Genomic DNA, 18208 nt, shown 5'->3' on the forward strand with positions numbered 1-18208 from the left:
CCGGGTTACGGCGTCGGGCCCACGCTGCTGCCCACTCCCCCGCCCGTGGCGCTGTCCCCGAGGGGCCTGATCCCGTCGACGAGCTCGTCGATGTCGGACAGCGGGGGCGCGCCGTCCGCCGCGTCGATGCTGACGCGGACGATGACCATGGCCTCGGAGCCGGTGCTGGAGGGGAACGCCAGGGACTGCACGTAGCCGCCGGTCCCCTTCTCGGTGTGGACGCGCCACCGTACGAAGTAGCCGCCGCGGCCCGCGACCGCGACGGTGCCGCTCTTGACCTGGGCGTGCCGGGCGATGCCGCCGAACGGCTCGCGGTCGAGCGCGTCGTGGTCGTACGCGGCGTCGGCCGCGTCCTTGATGTCGCGCCGGGCGAGCTTCTCCGGCGAGCGCTCGTCGGTGCCGGTCACCGTCCGCGTGGTGATCGTGCCGTGGCGGCAGAAGCCGGGGTCGCCGGGGCAGTCGTAGGTGTTCGGCGTCTGCAGGGTCAGGTCGTCGCCGACGGTGTGGTCGGCCTTCTCCCAGCCCTCGGGCACGGGCAGGGTGATGCCGTTGAGCTCGTCGGTGAGGACGTCCGGGTCCTCGGTGGCGGACGGGGACGCGGTGGGCGAGGCGGAGGCGGGGGTCGGCTCGTCCGGCGCCTCCGCGGTGGGCGCGGGCCCGGCCGTGGGGTCGCCGTCGTCGTCCTGGAGGACCAGGAAGCCGGTGACGATCGAGGCGACGAGGACCGCCCCGGCCGCGCCGAGCGCGACGGCCCTGGCGCGGCGCCCGCCGCTGCGCGTGGGCACCGGCTGCACCACGGTGGCGGCGGGCCCCGGCCGTGCCTGGCCCAGGTGGACCGTGGCCTCGGGCGTGCGCCGGTGCTCGGTCCACGCGGACCCGTCCCACCAGCGCTCGACGGCGGGTCGGGACGGGTCCGGGTACCAGCCGGGCGGAGGCGACATGCTCATCCCGGCACTCTAGGACGTGGCGCGCCGGCCGGTACAACCAGCCGGTCACGCGGTCAGTAGATGCTGTCCCGCTGGTCGGGGACCACCGAGCCGTCCTCGCGCAGGACGGGGCCCTTGCGCCCGTCGGGCTCGTTGTACGCGGCGGTCGCGCACGGGTAGGTGCCCGGCTTCTGCGGCAGCGGCTCGATGAACATGGGATTCACGACCCAGCGGCCGTCGGCGTTGTCGTAGGCGCGGCACATGAACTCGCCCTTGTTGCGGTTCAGCACGAGGTGCGCGCCGGTGGCGTCGCCGACGAACGTCACATCCGTGTCGGCGTCGCCGCCGCCGACCGCGATGCGCTTGCTCCAGCGCTGCTTGTCCCAGGCCTTCTTGCCCTTGACCTTGTAGATCTCCTGGTTGATGAAGCAGCGCTTGCCGTCGATGTACGGGATGACGTCGCCCTTGTTGACGCCGACGCCGCCGCAGCCCTGGTTCCAGGTGGTGATGCGCCCCTTGCGGTCCAGGACGGAGCGGATCGCGATCGTGTGCTTGCGGTCGATGCCCACGCCGCGCGACCACACCTCGGCGACGGGCTCGGAGCCCGCGGAGACGATGTAGACGTCGAATCCGGCCTTCTTCAGGGTGCGGATCAGGTCGCGCTGCTGGTCGTAGTAGCGCGCGTAGCCGGGCACGGTGTGGCTGCCGATGGTGCGGGTGGTGCCGACGGGCGCGGCGAGGGCCTCCGTGCGGGCCTTCTTCGCGTACGTCTCCACCTCCTTGACGGTGTGTCCCGCGAAGAGCTGGGGCACCCAGGCGTACTGCGGGACGGTGCGGCGGTGGTGCCAGGTCCCGGCGAAGGCGGCGGCGCCGCTCATCGTGGTGCCGTCCTCGCGGATCTGCAGGATCTCGTCGGCGCAGGCGGTGTTGGTGGACGTGGGCAGCGGCTTGCCGGCGGGCACGGTGGTGCCGCAGGCCCGGGTGAGGGCGCGGTGGCCCGCGGCCGTCATCCACTTGCTGGAGGACTTCCAGCTCTTGGGGCGCAGGATCTTGTCGTGCCGCAGCGCCCAGCTGATGGTGGCGTCGGTGACGTCGTTCTTGACGACGGTGTTGTCCCAGTCGAAGGCGGCGACGGGGCGCTTCTGGCCGTGGCCGAGGTGCGGGTTGGAGCAGGTGCCCCGCTCGTCGATGACCTTCTGCAGCCGGGCGCGGTTGTCGCCGTACCAGGTGAGCTTCTTCGAGAGCTGGGGACAGTGGGCGCCGGTGTGCGACGCGGGCGCGGCCGTGGCGGCGGCAGCGGGAAGCGTGACGGGCCCGGCCACCAGGGTGGCGGCCGAGGCCAGCGTCAGCGCCAGAATGTTTCTGTTACGCATGTGCGTGGACGGTACAGCAGTCCTACGGGGTCGTTGAACCCCCGTACACCGTGTCCCGTTGGTCCCTGATGACCGATCCGTCCGCGCGGCGCACCGGGGCCTTCGTGCCGTCCCGGCCGGTGTAGCCGGTGGTGGCGCACGGATAGGGCGCGGGCTGCTTGCCCTTGGGCTCGATGAACATGGGGTTGATCAGCCAGCGCCGGTCGCCGTTGTCGTAGGCGCGGCACATCAGCTCGGTCTTGTTGCGGTTCAGGACGAGCCTGAGGCCGGTGGCGTCGCGCAGGAAGGAGACGTCGGTGTCGGAGTCCCCCGCGGCGAACACCTGGCGCTTCGCGGCAGGTTGGACCTTCTCGGCGGCCTTGCCGCGCACGCCGAGGATCCGCTCGTTGATGGCGCAGCGCTTGCCGTCGATGTACGTGATCATCGAGTCGGCGCCGTCCGCGACGGAGCCGCAGCCCTTGAGGCGGGCGGTGAGGCGGCCCTCGCGGGTGACGTTGCGGATGCCGAGGGTGTGCCGGGCGTCGAGGCCGACGCCCTTCGCCCAGACCTCGGCGACCGGCTCGGGCGAGGCGGAGACGACGTAGGTGTCGAACCCGGCCTTCTTGAGGGTGCGGATCAGATCGCGCTGCTGGTCGTAGTAGCGGGCCCAGCCGGTGGCCTTGCCGCTGCCGACCCGCTGCTCGGTGCCGATGGGCGCGGCGAGGTTCTCCTCGCGCGCCGCGGCCGCGAAGTCCTTGACGCGGGCGGGGCTCCAGCCGCGCAGGAGCTGGGCGAGCCAGGCGTACTGGGGCTCCATGCGGCGGTGGTCGAAGCCCGCGAAGGCCTCCTTGCCGGTGCTCGTGGTGCCCTCGCCGTACACGGCGGCGATCTCGTCGGCGCAGGCGGTGTCCGTGCGCGTGGGCAGGGTGCGGCCGGTGGCCGGGCAGGCCTTGGTGAGGGCCTTGGCGGCGGGCGCGGTGAGGTAGCGGCTCGTGGTGCGCCAGTCGCCGCGCTCGGGGGTGCGTATCTTGTCGTGGCGCAGCATCCAGAACAGGGTGGCGTCGCCCACGTCGTTCTTGATGACCGTGTTGTCCCAGTCGAACACGGCGAGGGGCTTGTCGTGCTTGCCGTAGCCGTCGCCGCAGCGGCCGTAGGTGTCGAGGAGGCGCTGGAGGCGGTCCTTGTTGTCGCCGTACCAGCCCTTCGAGACGGTGAGGGCGGGGCACTTCGCGGCGGTGGTGCCGTGTGCGGCGCGGGGGGCCGGGGCGGCCTGGGCGGTGGTGGCGAGGCCGGTCCCGGCGACGGCGAGGGCGGCGGCCGCCGCGGCCCCAGCGGCCAGGGGATGCTTGATCTTCATGAACACGGTGCCTGTCTACGCAGGTCAGCCGGGCGTCGCACGACGCCCGGCTGATCGGTGGGTGGCCTCTGGGTGAACTACTGGGGCGTGACGTACGCCCCGGAGATGCCGCCGTCGACGAGGAAGTCCGTGGCGTTCACGAACGCGGAGTCGTCGCTGGCGAGGAAGGCGACCGCGGCGGCGATCTCCTCGGCCTCGGCGAAGCGGCCCACCGGGATGTGCACGAGGCGGCGCGCGGCGCGCTCGGGGTCCTTGGCGAACAGCTCCTGGAGCAGCGGGGTGTTCACCGGGCCCGGGCACAGCGCGTTCACGCGGATGCCCTCGCGGGCGAACTGCACGCCCAGCTCGCGGGACATCGCGAGCACGCCGCCCTTGGACGCGGTGTAGGAGATCTGCGAGGTCGCGGCGCCCATCCGGGCCACGAAGGAGGCCGTGTTGATGATGGAGCCCCTGCCCTGGCGCCGCATGTAGGGGATGGCGGCCTTGCAGCACAGGTACACGGAGGTGAGGTTGACCTCCTGGACGCGCTTCCAGGCCTCCAGGCCGGTGTCCAGGATGGAGTCGTCGTCGGGCGGCGAGATGCCCGCGTTGTTGAAGGCGATGTCGACCGAGCCGTAGGTGTCGTACGCCGTCCTGAACAGCGCCTCGACCTGCTCGGGGTCGGTGACGTCGACCTTCACGTACGTCCCGCCGACCTCCTCGGCGGCCTTCTTGCCCGCGGTGTCGTCGATGTCGCCGCACACCACGTGCGCGCCCTCGGAGGCGAGGCGGCGGGCGGTGGCGAGGCCGATGCCGCTGCCGGCGCCGGTGATCACGGCGGTACGGCCGACGAGGCGGCGGCAGACAATCTCTTCGGTCACTGGGCGGGCCCTTCCGTGCTGATGAAGACGTTCTTGGTTTCGGTGAAGGCGGCGAGCGCGTCCGGGCCGAGCTCGCGCCCGAGCCCGGACTGGCCGTAGCCGCCGAAGGGGGTCCAATAGCGCACGCTGGAGTGCGAGTTGACGGACAGGTTGCCTGCCCGCACGGCCTGGGACACGCGCAGCGCCCGGCCCACGTCCCGGGTCCAGATGGAGCCCGAGAGGCCGTACTCGGTGGCGTTGGCGAGGCGGACCGCCTCGGCCTCGTCCTCGAAGGGCAGCACGACCGCGACCGGCCCGAAGACCTCCTCGACGGCGACCGGTGACGTCGGCCCCGCGTCGGTGAGGACGGTCGGCGGGAACCAGAAGCCGGGCCCTTCGGGGGCGCTGCCGCGGATGCCCGTGCCCGCGGGCACGTACGACCGCACCCGGTCCAGCTGGGCGCGGGAGATCAGCGGGCCCATCTGGGTCTTCTCGTCGGCCGGGTCACCGACGACGTACGACTCGACCAGGGGCGTCAGGAGCTCGACGAAGCGGTCGTACACGGAGCGCTGCACGAGGATGCGGGTGCGGGCGCAGCAGTCCTGGCCCGAGTTGTCGAGGAAGGAGCCGGGCGCGGCGAGGGCGGCGGCCTCCACGTCGGCGTCGGCGAAGACGATGTTGGGGCTCTTGCCGCCGAGTTCGAGGGTCACGCGCTTCACGCGGTCCGCGCACTTGGCCATGATCTGCTTGCCGACCCGGGTGGAGCCGGTGAAGACGACCTTGGCGACGTCGGGGTGCTCGACGAGCGCGTTCCCGGCGACGGCGCCCTCGCCGGGCAGGACCTGGAAGAGGCCCTCGGGAAGGCCCGCCTCCAGGGCGAGTTCGGCCAGGCGCAGGGCGGTCAGCGGGGTGGTCTCGGCGGGCTTGAGGACGACCGCGTTGCCCGCCGCGAGGGCCGGGGCGGTGCCCCAGGCGGCGATGGGCATCGGGAAGTTCCAGGGCGCGATGACGCCGACGACGCCGAGGGGTTCGAGGATCGTGACGTCGAGGCCGCCGGGGACGGGGATCTGGCGGCCGTTCAGACGCTCGACGCCGCCCGCCGTGTAGTCGAACAGGTCCCGGGCGTTGCCCGCCTCCCAGCGGGCGTTGCCGATGACGTGCCCGGCCTCGCGCACCTCCAGCTGGGCGAGTTCTTCCACGTGGCCGTCGATGACGGCGGCGAAGCGGCGCAGCAGGCGCGCCCGGTCGGCCGGGGCGACGGCGGCCCACGCGGCCTGTGCCGTGACGGCGCGGGCGACGGCCGCGTCGACGTCGGCCGGGGTCGCGGCGGGGACCGTCGCGACGACGTCCTCCGTCGCCGGGTTCAGTACCTGGAGTCGTTCGAGCAAGACGGGCCTCACATGCGTTCGAAGGAGCGGCGCAGCTCCCAGTCGGTCACCGCGGAGTCGAAGGCTTCCAGCTCGACCCGCGCCATGTTGCGGTAGTGCGCGACGACCTCGTCGCCGAACGCGGCCTTGGCGACGGGGCTGTTCTCCCACAGCTCGGCGGCCTCGCGCAGCGTCGTCGGGACGTGTTCGTAGTCGGCGGTGTAGGCGTTGCCCGTGCACGCCTCGGGCAGTTCGAGGCGCTGCTCGATGCCGTAGAGGCCCGCCGCGACCAGGCCCGCGACCGCCAGGTGCGGGTTGACGTCGCCGCCGGGCAGCCGGTTCTCGAAGCGCAGCGAGCGGCCGTGGCCGACGACGCGCAGGGAGCAGGTGCGGTTGTCATAGCCCCAGGCGGCGGCGGTCGGCGCGAAGGAGCCGGGCTGGAAGCGCTTGTACGAGTTGATGTGGGGCGCGTAGAGGAGGCTGAAGTCGCGCAGCGCCACGAGCTGGCCGGCGAGGAAGTGGCGCATGACGGGCGACATCCCGCCGGGGCCGTCCCCGGCCATGGCGTTGTTGCCGTCGGCGTCCTGGAGCGAGAGGTGGATGTGACAGGAGTTGCCCTCGCGCTCGTTGTACTTCGCCATGAAGGTGATCGACACGCCTTCCTGCGCGGCGATCTCCTTGGCCCCGGTCTTGTACAGCGCGTGCTGGTCGCAGGTGACGAGGGCCTCGTCGTAGCGGAACACGATCTCGTGCTGACCCGGGTTGCACTCGCCCTTGGCGGACTCCACCGTCAGGCCCGCGCCCGCCATCTCGTTGCGGATGCGGCGCAGGAGCGGCTCGATGCGGCCGGTGCCGAGGACGGAGTAGTCGATGTTGTACTGGTTGGCCGGGGTCAGGCCCTGGTAGCCCGCGTCCCAGGCCTGCTCGTAGGTGTCCTTGAAGACGATGAACTCCAGCTCCGTGCCGACGTGCGCGCTGTAGCCGTGCTCGGCGAGCCGCTCCAGCTGGCGGCGCAGGATCTGGCGCGGGGCCGCGACCACGGGCGAGCCGTCGTTCCAGGCCAGGTCGGCGATGAGCAGCGCGGTGCCCTCGTGCCAGGGCAGGCGGCGCAGGGTGGAGAGGTCGGGGCGCATGGCGAAGTCGCCGTAGCCCCGGTCCCAGGAGGACATCGCGTAGCCGTCGACGGTGTTCATCTCCGTGTCGACGGCCAGGAGGTAGTTGCAGCCCTCCGTGCCGTGCTCCAGGACCTCGTCCAGGAAGAACGGGGCGGCGAACCGCTTGCCCTGGAGCCGCCCTTGCATATCGGGGAAGGCCAGGACGACGGTGTCGATCTCGCCGCTCGCCACGAGGGCACGCAGCTCCTCGACACCGAGCGGGGGTGTGCGGTCTGCCACGGGAAAAGCCTCCTTGGGTCAGCCGAGTGGCCATAAGGTATGGGCAAGAACCATTGCTTGGGAAGGGGGTACGGGCAGATGTCCCACGCGCGGGGCGAGGATCGCCTCATTCAGGTGCTGCGACCGGTCCGGGCGGGCAACGGCTTCGAGGAGGCCCTGGAGCAGATCCTCCAGGTGGTCCGCCTCGGCCTGGTGCCCGGCGGCGAACGGCTGCCCGCGGAGCGGGAGTTGGCCGATCTGCTCGGCATCAGCCGGGTCACGCTGCGCGAGGTCCTGAAGGTGCTCCAGGACCAGGGCCTGGTCGAGTCGCGGCGCGGGCGCTACGGCGGCACCTTCGTGCGCCCGCGCACCGGGGCTCCGGGCGAGGCCGAGCTGCGCCGCCGGGTCACCGACGTGGACGTGGAGGACGCGCTGCGCTTCCGCGAGGTGCTCGAAGTGGGCGCGGCGGGCCTGTGCGCGGCGCACGGCCTCACCGCCGAGCAGGCCGACCGGCTGCGCGAGGCCCTCGCCCGCACCCATGACGCGCCGCTCGCCGACTACCGCCGCCTGGACACCCTGCTGCACCTCACGCTCGCCGAGCTGTCCGGCTCCCCCACGCTCACCGCGCAGTACGCGGCGGTCCGTGCGACGGTCAACGACCTGCTCGACTGCATCCCCCTGCTCGTGCGCAACCTGGAGCACTCACAGCGCCAGCACACCGCCCTCGTGGAGGCCGTGCTCGACGGCGACGCGGACGGGGCGCGGGAGATGATGCGCGAGCACTGCGCGGGCACGGCGGCGCTGCTGCGGGGGTTCCTGACCTGAGCCGCGGGCGCGCGGGCATCCCCGCGCGGGCCGGACGAGCACCCCTTTGCGGGCCGGGCGAACACCCCGTGCGGGCCGGACGGTTAACCAGCACGTTACGCACAGGTCTTGCTTTCTGTCCGCCCGCACCGCGAAGGTATGCCTCCACACCGCAAAGGTATGCCTTCAATCCATTGAATCCCGCAGGGGGAGCCCCGCATGAGCCTGGAGTCCACGGAGCCGACGAAGGCGCGCGCCGCCGAAGGCGACGACTATCTGGAGCGGCGCGCCCTGCGCCGCGGCAACGCCGGGTGGGTGCTGCTCACCGGCCTCGGCGTCGCCTACGTCGTCTCCGGCGACTACTCGGGCTGGAACTCCGGCCTGAAGGAGGGCGGCTTCGGCGGCCTGGCCATCGCGATGGCGCTCATGGGCGTGATGTACACCTGCATGGTCTTCTCGCTCGCGGAGCTGTCGTCCGTCCTGCCGACGGCGGGCGGCGGCTACGGCTTCGCGCGTCGCGCCCTCGGCCCCTGGGGCGGCTTCCTGACCGGCACGGCGATCCTCATCGAGTACATCCTCGCGCCCGCCGCGATCTCCATCTTCATCGGCGACTACGTGGAGTCGCTCGGCCTCTTCGGCCTGGAGTCGGGCTGGCCGGTCTACCTCGCCTGCTTCGTGATCTTCATCGGCATCCATCTGTGGGGCGTCGGCGAGGCGCTGCGGTTCAGCTTCGTCGTCACGGGCATCGCGGTGGCCGCGCTCCTGGTGTTCGCCGTCGGCGCGTTCATGGACTTCGACGGCTCGAAGCTCAACGACATCCCCGTGGACCACGACGCCTTCGGGGCCAACTCGTGGCTGCCGCTGGGGATCCTCGGCATCTGGGCGGCGTTCCCGTTCGGCATGTGGTTCTTCCTGGGCGTGGAGGGCGTACCGCTCGCGGCCGAGGAGACGAAGGACCCGGCGCGCACGCTGCCGCGGGCGATCCGCTGGTCGATGCTCATCCTGGTCGCGCTCGCGCTCCTGACGTTCTTCGCGTCGGCCGGCGCGCGCGGCTCCGCCGCCCTCCAGTCGACCGGCAACCCGCTGGTGGACGCGCTCCAGCCGGACGGCGAGCGCACGGGCCTGAGCCGCGTCATCAACTACGCGGGCCTCGCGGGCCTCGTGGCCTCCTTCTTCTCCCTGATCTACGCCGGTTCGCGCCAGCTCTTCGCCCTGTCCCGGGCGGGCTACCTGCCCCGCTTCCTGTCCCTGACGAGCAGCCGCAAGGCGCCCTACCTGGGGCTGCTCGTGCCGGGCGCGATCGGCTTCTCGCTCGCCGCCGCCAGCGGCGACGGCGCGCGCATGCTGAACGTGGCGGTCTTCGGCGCGACCATCTCGTACGCCCTGATGTCGCTCTCCCACATCGTGCTGCGCCGCCGCGAGCCGGGCCTGGAGCGGCCCTACCGCACGCCCGGCGGCATCCTGACCTCCTCGGTGGCGCTGGCCCTGGCCTGCGCCGCCCTGGTGGCGACGTTCCTGGTGGACGTCACGGCGGCGTTCATCGCGCTCGGCGTGTACGGAGTGGCGATCGCGTACTTCGGCCTGTACAGCCGCAAGCATCTGGTGGCGCGGGCACCGGAGGAGGAGTTCGCGGCCCTCGCCGCGGCCGAGGCCGAGCTGGAACGGAACTGACGCGACCAGCTTCACAGCAGAGGGAGTTGAAGGTGAACGGGAAGAGCAAGCGCCCGCTGATCGGCGTGAGCACCTATCTGGAGGCCGAGGCGCGCTGGGGCGTGTGGACGCTGCCCGCCGCGCTGCTGCCCGCCGGGTATCCGCGCCTGGTGCAGGCGGCGGGCGGCCTCGCGTCGATGCTGCCGCCGGACGACCCCGCGTACGCGGCCGACGTCGTGGCCCGCCTCGACGGCCTGGTCGTCGCGGGCGGCCCCGACGTGGAACCGGCCCACTACGGCGCCGAGCGCGAGGACCGCACGGGCCCGCCCGCGAAGGAGCGGGACGCCTGGGAACTCGCCCTGATCCGGGCCGCCCTGGCCGCGGGCACGCCCCTGCTCGGCATCTGCCGCGGCATGCAGCTCCTCAACGTCGCCCTGGGCGGCACCCTGGTCCAGCACCTGGACGGCCACGCGAAGGCGCCCGGCGTCTTCAGCACGCACGCGGTCAAGCCGGTCCCCGGCACGCGGTACGCCGCCGTCGTGCCCGACGCGTCCGCGGACGTGCCCACGTACCACCACCAGGCGGTGGACCGCCTCGGCCGGGGCCTGCTGCCCTGCGCCCACGCGGACGACGGCACGGTCGAGGCCGTCGAACTGCCGGGCCCCGACTGGGTCCTGGGCGTGCAGTGGCACCCGGAGGCCGGCACGGACACCCGGGTGATGGAGGCGCTGGTACAGGCCGCGGCAGCGCGCGGCTGAGCGCTCGGCCGACCGTACCGCGCCGGGCGGCCGCGGGCCCGTTGTGGCTGGTCGCGCAGTTCCCCGCGCCCCTACGGGGCACTCCCCCGCGTGAGCCCGAGCAGCTCCCGCGCGGGCCCGGCAGGCACATGCCCCGTCGGCCACACGGCCCGAAGCTCGCGGCGCAGCCGCACCCCCTCCACCGGCACCCGCACCAGGCGACGGGCGGCGAGCTCGTCACCGAGGGCGAGCTCACTGAGCACAGCGGGCCCGGCCCCGCTGACCGCGGCGGACTTCACCGCCGTGGTGGAGGACAGCTCCATGAGCGGCGCCGCGAGCCCGCCGAGGGCGGTGTCCAGGACCTGCCGGGTGCCGGAGCCCCGCTCGCGCAGGATCAGCGGCGTCCCGGCGAGCTCCGGGGCGGCCAGCGGCGCGCGCCGCCGCGCCCAGGGGTGGCCGGGCGCGACCACCACGATCAGCCGGTCGTGCCCGATCACCGCCGCGTCCAGGCCGGCCGGCACCTTCAGGCCCTCCACGAACCCGAGGTCCGCGTCGCCGCCGAGCAGCCGCTCCGCGACCTCGGCGGAGTTGCCCGCGAGCAGGGAGACGGCCGTGTCCGGACGCCGGGCGCGCAGCGCGATCAGCCAGCCGGGCAGCAGGTACTCGGCGATGGTCATGCTCGCCGCCACCCGCAGGCGCGAGTCCCTGCGGTCCCGCAGCGCCTGCGCGCCCGCGTCGAAGGCCTCGGCCGCCTCCACGATCCGCCGCGCCCAGTCGGTGACGAGGGCGCCCGCCTCCGTCAGGCGCGAGCCGCGCGGGGAGCGGTCCACCAGGGCCACGCCGAGCTGCCGCTCCATGGACCGGACGCGCCCGCTCGCCGCAGGCTGGGAGATGCCGAGCTCCCGCGCCGCCCGGCCCAGGCTGCCGAGCCGGGCCACGGCGAGCAGCAGCTCCAGGGCCGCCAGGTCGGGCACCCGGTGCGCGAGCGGCACCCCCGGCAGGGGGTCCGACGGGCCGGGCCGGTCCGGCTGACGCGACGACGTTGAGCTCATAACCCCAGGTTATGTCCTCATAGCTCCAAGATCTCTGGTGGGCCGGGCCGCCGGGGCGCACCGTGGAGTCATGGTCACCGCAGCACACAGTCACCCCCGGGTCCGCCCCGGCACCCCGCTCGCCGCCGTCCGGCACCTCGGCCCCAACTGGTACGCGTCCGTCATGGGCACCGCGATCGTCGCCAACGCGGGCGTCGCGCTGCCGTACGACGTACCGGGTCTGCGCACGGCCTGTGCCGCCGTGTGGGCGCTGTCCCTGCTGATGCTGACCGTGCTGCTGCTGGCCCGCGCCGCGCACTGGGCGCACCACAGGGACCAGGCCCGCGCCCACCTCCTCGACCCGGCCGTGGCGCCGTTCTACGGCTGTCTGTCCATGGCCCTGCTCGCGGTCGGCGGCGCCACCCTGCTCGTCGGCCGGGACTGGATAGGCGTCGGCGCGGCGGTCGTCCTCGACACGGTCCTGTTCACCGCCGGGGCGGCGATCGGCCTCGCGGCCGCGGTCGCCATCCCGTACCTGATGGTGGTCCGGCACAAGATCGCGGCCGACCAGGCGTCCCCGGTGTGGCTGCTGCCCGTCGTGGCCCCCATGGTCGCCGCGGCCCTCGGCCCGCTGCTGGTGCCCCATCTGCCGCCCGGACAGGCCCAGCGGGCCCTGCTCTACGCCTGTTTCGCGATGTTCGGGATGAGCCTGCTCGCCACCCTGGTGATGCTGCCGCTGATCTTCGCCCGTCTGGTCACCGGACCCCCGCTGCCCCTCGCGCTGACCCCCACCGTCTTCCTGGTCCTCGGTCCCCTCGGCCAGTCCACGACCGCCGCCAACAAGTTCGCCGACGCGGCCCAGGGCGTCCTGCCCGCCCCCTACGACCAGGGCTTCGCGGTCTTCGCCGTGCTGTACGGCGTCCCGGTGCTCGGCTTCGCCCTGCTGTGGCTGACCCTCGCGACCGCGATGGTGGTCCGCGCCCGGCGCGCGGGCATGGGCTTCGCGATGACCTGGTGGGCCTTCACCTTCCCCGTGGGCACCTGCGTCACCGGCGCCGCGGGCCTCGGCCTGCACACCGGCCTCGCCGCCTACGACTGGCTGGCCGCGGCCCTCTTCGCCGTCCTCGTGACCGCGTGGTCGGTGGCCCTGGCGCAGACGGCCCGGGGCCTGCTCAGCGGACGGCTGCTCGCAGCGCCGCGCTGAGCACCCCCGGCGCCTCGCGCAGCGACGGTCCGTACCAGGTGAGGTGGCGCCCGCTGACCAGTGCGGCGGGCGTCCCCGGGAAGGCCTCGGGGCCGTCGTCGGGCGTGAAGCGGTACGGCTCGTCCGGGAGCACCACCAGGTCGGGGGCCGCGGCGCGCAGCTCGTCGAGCGGGACGCGCGGATAGCGCTCGGCGTGCGCCGCCCAGGCGTTGTCGACGCCCAGGCGCGCGAGCAGGTCCCCCGCGAACGTGTCGCGGCCGAGCACCATCCAGGGCCGCCGCCAGACCGGCACGGCCGCCCGCAGCCGGGAGGCCGGGCGCGGCAGGCCGTCCCAGGCGTCCTCGGCCTCGGCGAGCCACCGGGGCCGGGCGGGACCGCCGCAGGCGGCGAGGGCCCGGGACAGCTCACGGAAGGCCTGCTCCAGGCCGCGCACCTCCGTGACCAGGACGTCAAGGCCCGCGGCGCGCAGAGCGGCCAGATCGGCGGGGCGGTTCTCCTCCTCGTTGGCGAGCACCAGGTCGGGGGCGAGCGCCACGACCGCGGTGACGTCCGGGTTCTTCGTCCCGCCGATCCTCGCGACGCCGAGGTCGTCGAGGTCCGCCGGGTGGCTGCACCACTCGGTGGCGCCGACCAGGGCGCCCGGCACCGTCACGGCGACCGCTTCGGTCAGGGACGGCACCAGGGAGACCACCCGGGCGGAGGGCATCGCTCAGCGCCGCCCCGCGTCCAGGGCCTCGATGTGGTCGCCCACCGCGACGACGAGCACCCGCGCGTCGGCGGCCGTGGCCCGCCAGCGGTGCCGCACACCGCCGGTCAGATACAGGGAGTCCCCGCGCCCGAGCCGATAGGCGCGGCCCTCGGCCTCGACCTCGACGGCGCCCGCGATGACGTACATCAGCTCGTCGTTGCGGTGCTGGAACTCGCGGCCCTCGTCGTGGTCGCCCACGTACTCGAAGGCGTGCAGCTGGTGGTGGCCGCGCACCAGGTCCCGTACGTGCGTCTCGCAGGTGCCGCCCGCCAGGCTCACCTCGTCGTCGGCGCGCACCAGGTCGACCGTGCCGGTCGGGTCGGCGGCGGCGAGCAGCTCCACGGCGGTGGTGCCGAGCGCGTCCGCGACCCGCTCCAGGGAGCGCATGCTGGGGCGGGCGCGCTCGTTCTCGACCTGGCTGAGGAACGGCACGGACAGGCCGCTGCGCCGGGAGACGACCGCGAGGGTGAGCTCCAGCTGACGGCGGCGGCGCCGTACGGCCGAGCCCACCCGGAGGTTTTCCTTGTGCTCGTCCATCGCCTCGGCTCCCTTCTTCTCTTGCGCGCTTGGGCCGACTCGGGCGAGCCAGTGCCTTCACCCTGATGGGTTTTCTGCACCCTACGCATGTTCGCCAAACGGTTTTACCCAGTTGGGCGGTCCGTGCGCAGGTTCCAGCCGAGCGCTGGGGCGCGCGCCGTCGCGGGTTCACCACACCGCGCGCTCGTCGTCCAACGCCCGCCGGACCGGAAATCGTCGCCGCAGGGCCCGCCGCGCCGCAACTCCGGCAACTCCCGGGCCCGCCCGGCGCACCTTCTCCGCCCTCTTCGGCCCGCGCCCGAGCACGCGTACGCCCGCCCACCCGTCCCGAAGCGGGCGGGTGGGCGGGCGGAATCCGCCGCGAAGCGGCGGGGCACCACGAGGGCGCGGACTGCTTCAAGCCGTCGGCTACTGCGGAGTCATCCGGTCAGGGACCTCCGGGTGCTCCTTCAGCCAGGCGGCGACGGCCTGCTCCTCGTGGCCCTTGCCGCGCTTCTTGATCTCGTTCTCCAGACCCGCGAGCTCCGACTCGCTCATCTTGAACTTCTTGAACCACTTCGTGAGCTGCGGGTACTGCTCGGGGAACTTCTTGCTGGTGATCGTGCGGATCGTGTCGCCCTTGCCGAAGGCTCCCTTGGGGTCCTTCAGCTTGGTCAGGCCGTACTCGCTGTACGCCCAGTGCGGCGACCACAGCAGCACCGCGACCGGCTCCTTCTTGGCGTACGCGCGCTTGAGCTCGGCGAGCATCGCGGGCGTCGAACCGCTGGCGATCTTGTACTCGTCCCCCAGGCCGTAGCCGGGCAGGACCTCGTCCTTGAGCTTCTGCATCACGCCGGTGCCCGGCTCGATGCCGACGATCTTGCCGTTGAAGGTGCCGCCCTTGCCCTTGAGGTCCTCCAGGGACTTCACGCCCTTCACATAGGACGGCACGGCGACCTCCAGGGACGTGGGGCTGTACCAGGTGCCCATGTCGACGAGGTTGTCCTTGTGCTTGTCCCAGTAGTTCTTCTGGGTACTGGGCAGCCAGCCGTCGAAGTTCACGTCGATGTCGCCCTGCGCGAGGCCGGTGTAGACCGGGCCCACGTCGGACTGCGACAGCTTCATCTTGTAGCCGCGCCGCTCCAGGACGTTCTTCCACAGATACGTGACGGCCACGTCCTCGTCCCAGGGGAACCAGGCGACGTTCAGGGTCCGCTTGGCCTCGGCCGGAGCCGCGCCCTTGCCCGCGGCCACCGGGGCCCACTTGTCGACCAGGCCGGGGTTCTTCTCCAGCCAGGCGCGCACGGCCTGCTGCTGGTTGCCCTTGCCCGCCTTGTTGATCTCCGCCTCAAGACCCGTGAGCTGCTTCTCGCTCATCTTGAAGTCCTTGAGCCACTTGGCGACCTCGGGGTGATCGCCGCCGAAGCCCTTGCGGGACAGGGTGTGCACGCCGTCGCCCTTGCCCCAGGCGCCCTTGGGGTCCTTGAGCTTCTTCAGGTCGAACTCGCTGTACGCCCAGTGCGGCGACCACAGCGTCACGACGATGGGCTGCTTCTTGGCGTACGCGCGCTTGAGCTCGGCGAGCATCGCGGGCGTAGAGCCGTCGACGACCTCGAAGTCCTTCTCCAGGCCGTACTCCTTGAGCACCTTGTCCTTGAGCAGCTTCATCATGCCCGCGCTGGACTCGATGCCGATGACCTTGCCCTTGAAGGTGCCCTTCTTGCTCTTGAGGTCCTCCAGGGAGTCGACGTCCTTCATGTACGAGGGGACGGTCAGCTCCAGGGACGTCGGCCCGTACCAGCGGCCGAGGTCGTCCAGCTTGTCGCCGTACTTGTCCCAGTACGAGGCGTGCGTGGTCGGCAGCCAGGAGTCCGTCTGGAAGTCGATGCTGCCCTGGGCGAGCGAGGTGTAGAGCGGGCCCGCGTCGAGCTGCTTGGCGTTCACCTTGAAGCCGCGCTGCTCCAGGATCTCCTTCCACAGGAAGGTGGAGGCGACGCCCTCGTCCCAGGGGATGTAGCCGACGTTCAGCTGCTTGCCGTGGCCGACGTTCTTGCCGTCAGCGGCGGTGGTCGCGTCGTCGTCCGAGCCGCCGAAGACGCCCATGCCGCCCGCGACGAGCGCGAGGACGACGACGCCGATCACGGCGAAGGCCGGGCGCGGCCGGTAGCTCCACAGCTGCAGGCCCTGCGCGGCGCGCGCCTTGGCTGCGGCGCGGCGGCCGAGCGGGGAGACCTGGGTGCCCAGGGACGCGGTCATGCGGTCCAGGTAGATCGCGAGGATCACGATGGAGACGCCCGACTCGGCGCCGAGGCCGACGTCCAGCTGGCCGATGGACTCGTTCACGTCGGCGCCGAGGCCGCCGGTGCCGACCATGCCCGCGATCGCGGCCATGGACAGACCCAGCATGATGACCTGGTTGACACCGGCCATGATCGTCGGGAGTGCGAGCGGCAGCTGGACGCGGAAGAGCACGTTGCGCGGCGTCGTACCGAACGCCTCGGCCGCCTCGACCAGCTCCTTGTCGACCTGGCGGATGCCCAGCTCGGTCATGCGCACGCCGGGGGCCAGGGCGAAGATCAGGGTCGCGACGATGCCCGCAGGGCCGCCCATGCCGAAGAACAGGATGGCCGGGATGAGGTAGATCATCGCGGGCAGCGTCTGCATCAGGTCGAGCACCGGCCGGAGCAGCGCGCTGACCCGGTTCGAGCGGGCCGCCCAGATGCCGAGCGGCACCGAGATGACCAGGGCGATGATCGTCGCCACGAGCACCAGGGACAACGTGATCATCGCGTTGTCCCACAGTTCGAGGGAGTCGATGAACGCGAAGCCGACGAAGGTGAGCGCCCCCGCGGTCAGCCCGCGCAGCCAGAACGCGACGACGGCGAAGATGCCCGCGAGGAGCAGCGGCTCGGGCGCCTGAAGGACGTCGATGATCGTGTCGTTCATGCCGCTGAGCACGGACTCGATGAAGCTGAACAGCCAGTCGAGGTGTTTCGTGAGCCAGTCGACCGCGTCGTTGACCCAGTCGCCGAGATGAATCCTAGGCACCGCTGCTCACCTTGCCCACGCTCTTGCCGCCGTCGTCGTCGGCGTTCCGCTCGTCCTCGACCGCGTCGCCCGCGGCCTCGGCCGCGTCCTTGACCTGCGCCGGGATGACGGCGCTCACGGCGGGCTCCTGCTGCGTGGCGGGCTCCCCGAGCACGGCGAGCAGCCGCGCCCGCGGTACGACGCCGACGAGCGCGCCGTCCGCGCCGGTCACGGCGACGGCGACGCCGCTGGTGGAGCACGGCGTGAACAGCTCGATGATCGGAGTGTCCTCGGCCACCGTCGCGGGCGCGGCCTTGAAGACGTCGGCGGCGGTGCGCAGCTCGGTGCCCTCGGGCGTCGTGGTCCCGTACACGGTGTCCGGGTCGGCCATGATGGCGCCCGCGGTGAGCACCCGGGCGCGGTCGACGTCCTGCGTGAACGCGGCGACGTAGTCGTTGGCCGGGGTGACCAGGATGTCCTCGGCGCTGCCGGTCTGGACGATGCGGCCGTCGCGCATGACGGCTATCTGGTCGCCGAGGCGCATGGCCTCGTTCAGGTCGTGGGTGATGAAGACGATGGTCTTCTTCAGCGTCTTCTGGAGTTCCAGGAGCTGGTCCTGCATGTCGCGCCGGATCAGCGGGTCGAGGGCGCTGAACGACTCGTCCATGAGCAGCAGGTCGGCGTCCGTGGCCAGGGCGCGGGCCAGGCCCACGCGCTGCTGCATACCGCCGGACAGCTCGTCGGGCCAGGACTTCTCCCAGCCCTTGAGCCCGGCGAGTTCGAGCGCCTCGGTGGCCCGGCGCTCGCGCTCCGCGCGCGGCAGGCCCTGGACCTCCAGGCCGTACGCGGCGTTCTCCAGGACACTGCGGTGCGGGAACAGCGCGAAGTGCTGGAACACCATGCTGATCTTGCGGGACCTGACCTCGCGCAGCTCGCGCGGGCTGAGCTTCGTCAGGTCCTGGCCGTCGAAGAGCACCTGCCCGGCCGTCGGTTCCGAGAGCCCGTTGAGCATGCGCAGCAACGTGGACTTGCCGGATCCGGAGAGACCCATGACGACGAAGATCTGGCCCGGCTCGACGGTGAAGGACGCGTCGACCACCGCGGCGGTGGTCCCCTCGGCGCGCAGTTCCTCACGGTCGGCTCCGGCGCGGAGCCTGGTCACCGCGTCGTCGGGTCGTCTGCCGAACACTTTGTACAAGTGCTCGGCTTGCAGCCTGGACACATACACCTCTCGGGTCGAACGAAGACGGCCCGCCTCCCCCGCCGGCGGGCCGTGG

The 18208-nt window shown here is 72.4% G+C and carries 15 protein-coding genes; 4 read left to right on the top strand and 11 right to left on the bottom strand.

Annotated elements, in window-relative coordinates:
- Positions 1-5: 5 nt before the first annotated feature.
- The 6 genes from MQV74_RS09325 to MQV74_RS09350 all read right to left on the bottom strand — a co-directional run bounded on the left by MQV74_RS09325 (position 6) and on the right by MQV74_RS09350 (position 7235).
- Complete coding sequence (locus MQV74_RS09325; RefSeq protein WP_242715709.1) at positions 6-947, bottom strand: DUF2510 domain-containing protein; 942 nt, start codon at positions 945-947, stop codon at positions 6-8.
- 53 nt (positions 948-1000) lie between these two features.
- On the bottom strand, positions 1001-2299 hold the full coding sequence (locus MQV74_RS09330) for a haloacid dehalogenase-like hydrolase (RefSeq protein WP_242715711.1): 1299 nt from the start codon (positions 2297-2299) through the stop codon (positions 1001-1003).
- 22 nt (positions 2300-2321) lie between these two features.
- Positions 2322-3635: an HAD family hydrolase gene (locus MQV74_RS09335; RefSeq protein ID WP_242728555.1), complete on the bottom strand. Its 1314-nt coding sequence runs from the start codon at positions 3633-3635 to the stop codon at positions 2322-2324.
- A 77-nt stretch (positions 3636-3712) separates the two neighbouring features.
- The gene (locus tag MQV74_RS09340; RefSeq protein WP_242715713.1) at positions 3713-4495 is read right to left on the bottom strand and encodes a 3-oxoacyl-ACP reductase; all 783 of its coding nucleotides are present in this window, start codon (positions 4493-4495) and stop codon (positions 3713-3715) included.
- Complete coding sequence (locus tag MQV74_RS09345) at positions 4492-5862, bottom strand: aldehyde dehydrogenase family protein (protein ID WP_242715715.1); 1371 nt, start codon at positions 5860-5862, stop codon at positions 4492-4494. The genes MQV74_RS09340 and MQV74_RS09345 overlap by 4 nt, the downstream gene beginning before the upstream one ends.
- An 8-nt stretch (positions 5863-5870) precedes the next feature.
- A complete protein-coding gene (locus MQV74_RS09350; RefSeq protein WP_242715717.1) occupies positions 5871-7235 on the bottom strand; it encodes a glutamine synthetase family protein in 1365 nt (454 codons plus the stop codon).
- Positions 7236-7313: 78 nt separating this feature from the next.
- Between MQV74_RS09350 and MQV74_RS09355 the strand changes: the two genes are divergently transcribed.
- The 3 genes from MQV74_RS09355 to MQV74_RS09365 all read left to right on the top strand — a co-directional run bounded on the left by MQV74_RS09355 (position 7314) and on the right by MQV74_RS09365 (position 10426).
- Positions 7314-8039 carry a FadR/GntR family transcriptional regulator gene (locus tag MQV74_RS09355; protein WP_242715719.1) on the top strand — a complete coding sequence of 242 codons (726 nt, stop codon included), beginning with the start codon at positions 7314-7316 and terminating at the stop codon, positions 8037-8039.
- 198 nt (positions 8040-8237) lie between these two features.
- Entirely contained in the window at positions 8238-9689 is a 1452-nt protein-coding gene (gene eat / locus MQV74_RS09360) for an ethanolamine permease (RefSeq protein ID WP_242715721.1), read from the top strand.
- A gap of 32 nt (positions 9690-9721) precedes the next feature.
- Complete coding sequence (locus MQV74_RS09365; RefSeq protein WP_242715723.1) at positions 9722-10426, top strand: gamma-glutamyl-gamma-aminobutyrate hydrolase family protein; 705 nt, start codon at positions 9722-9724, stop codon at positions 10424-10426.
- A gap of 71 nt (positions 10427-10497) precedes the next feature.
- Here MQV74_RS09365 and MQV74_RS09375 read toward each other — a convergent pair whose 3' ends face one another.
- Positions 10498-11457 carry a LysR family transcriptional regulator gene (locus MQV74_RS09375; protein ID WP_242715725.1) on the bottom strand — a complete coding sequence of 320 codons (960 nt, stop codon included), beginning with the start codon at positions 11455-11457 and terminating at the stop codon, positions 10498-10500.
- Positions 11458-11527: 70 nt separating this feature from the next.
- Here MQV74_RS09375 and MQV74_RS09380 point away from each other — a divergent pair, with 70 nt between their 5' ends.
- On the top strand, positions 11528-12640 hold the full coding sequence (locus MQV74_RS09380) for a TDT family transporter (RefSeq protein WP_242715727.1): 1113 nt from the start codon (positions 11528-11530) through the stop codon (positions 12638-12640).
- Here MQV74_RS09380 and MQV74_RS09385 read toward each other — a convergent pair.
- From MQV74_RS09385 to MQV74_RS09400, 4 genes are all read right to left on the bottom strand, one after another.
- Positions 12609-13346, bottom strand: coding sequence for a helical backbone metal receptor (locus MQV74_RS09385; protein WP_242715729.1), 738 nt, complete (start codon positions 13344-13346; stop codon positions 12609-12611). The two genes, MQV74_RS09380 and MQV74_RS09385, sit on opposite strands and share 32 nt — an antisense overlap.
- A 3-nt stretch (positions 13347-13349) precedes the next feature.
- Positions 13350-13925 (bottom strand): helix-turn-helix domain-containing protein, encoded by a 576-nt coding sequence (locus MQV74_RS09390; RefSeq protein WP_242715736.1) that lies wholly within the window; start codon positions 13923-13925, stop codon positions 13350-13352.
- Positions 13926-14333: 408 nt separating this feature from the next.
- A complete protein-coding gene (locus MQV74_RS09395) occupies positions 14334-16952 on the bottom strand; it encodes an ABC transporter permease/substrate binding protein (RefSeq protein WP_242715738.1) in 2619 nt (872 codons plus the stop codon).
- Complete coding sequence (locus tag MQV74_RS09400) at positions 16945-18153, bottom strand: quaternary amine ABC transporter ATP-binding protein (RefSeq protein WP_242715740.1); 1209 nt, start codon at positions 18151-18153, stop codon at positions 16945-16947. Before MQV74_RS09400 ends, MQV74_RS09395 begins: the two co-directional genes overlap by 8 nt.
- Positions 18154-18208 lie beyond the last annotated feature (55 nt).

Origin of the sequence: Streptomyces sp. AN091965, from assembly GCF_022698285.1 — a bacterium.
In the GTDB taxonomy this organism is placed as follows: domain Bacteria; phylum Actinomycetota; class Actinomycetes; order Streptomycetales; family Streptomycetaceae; genus Streptomyces.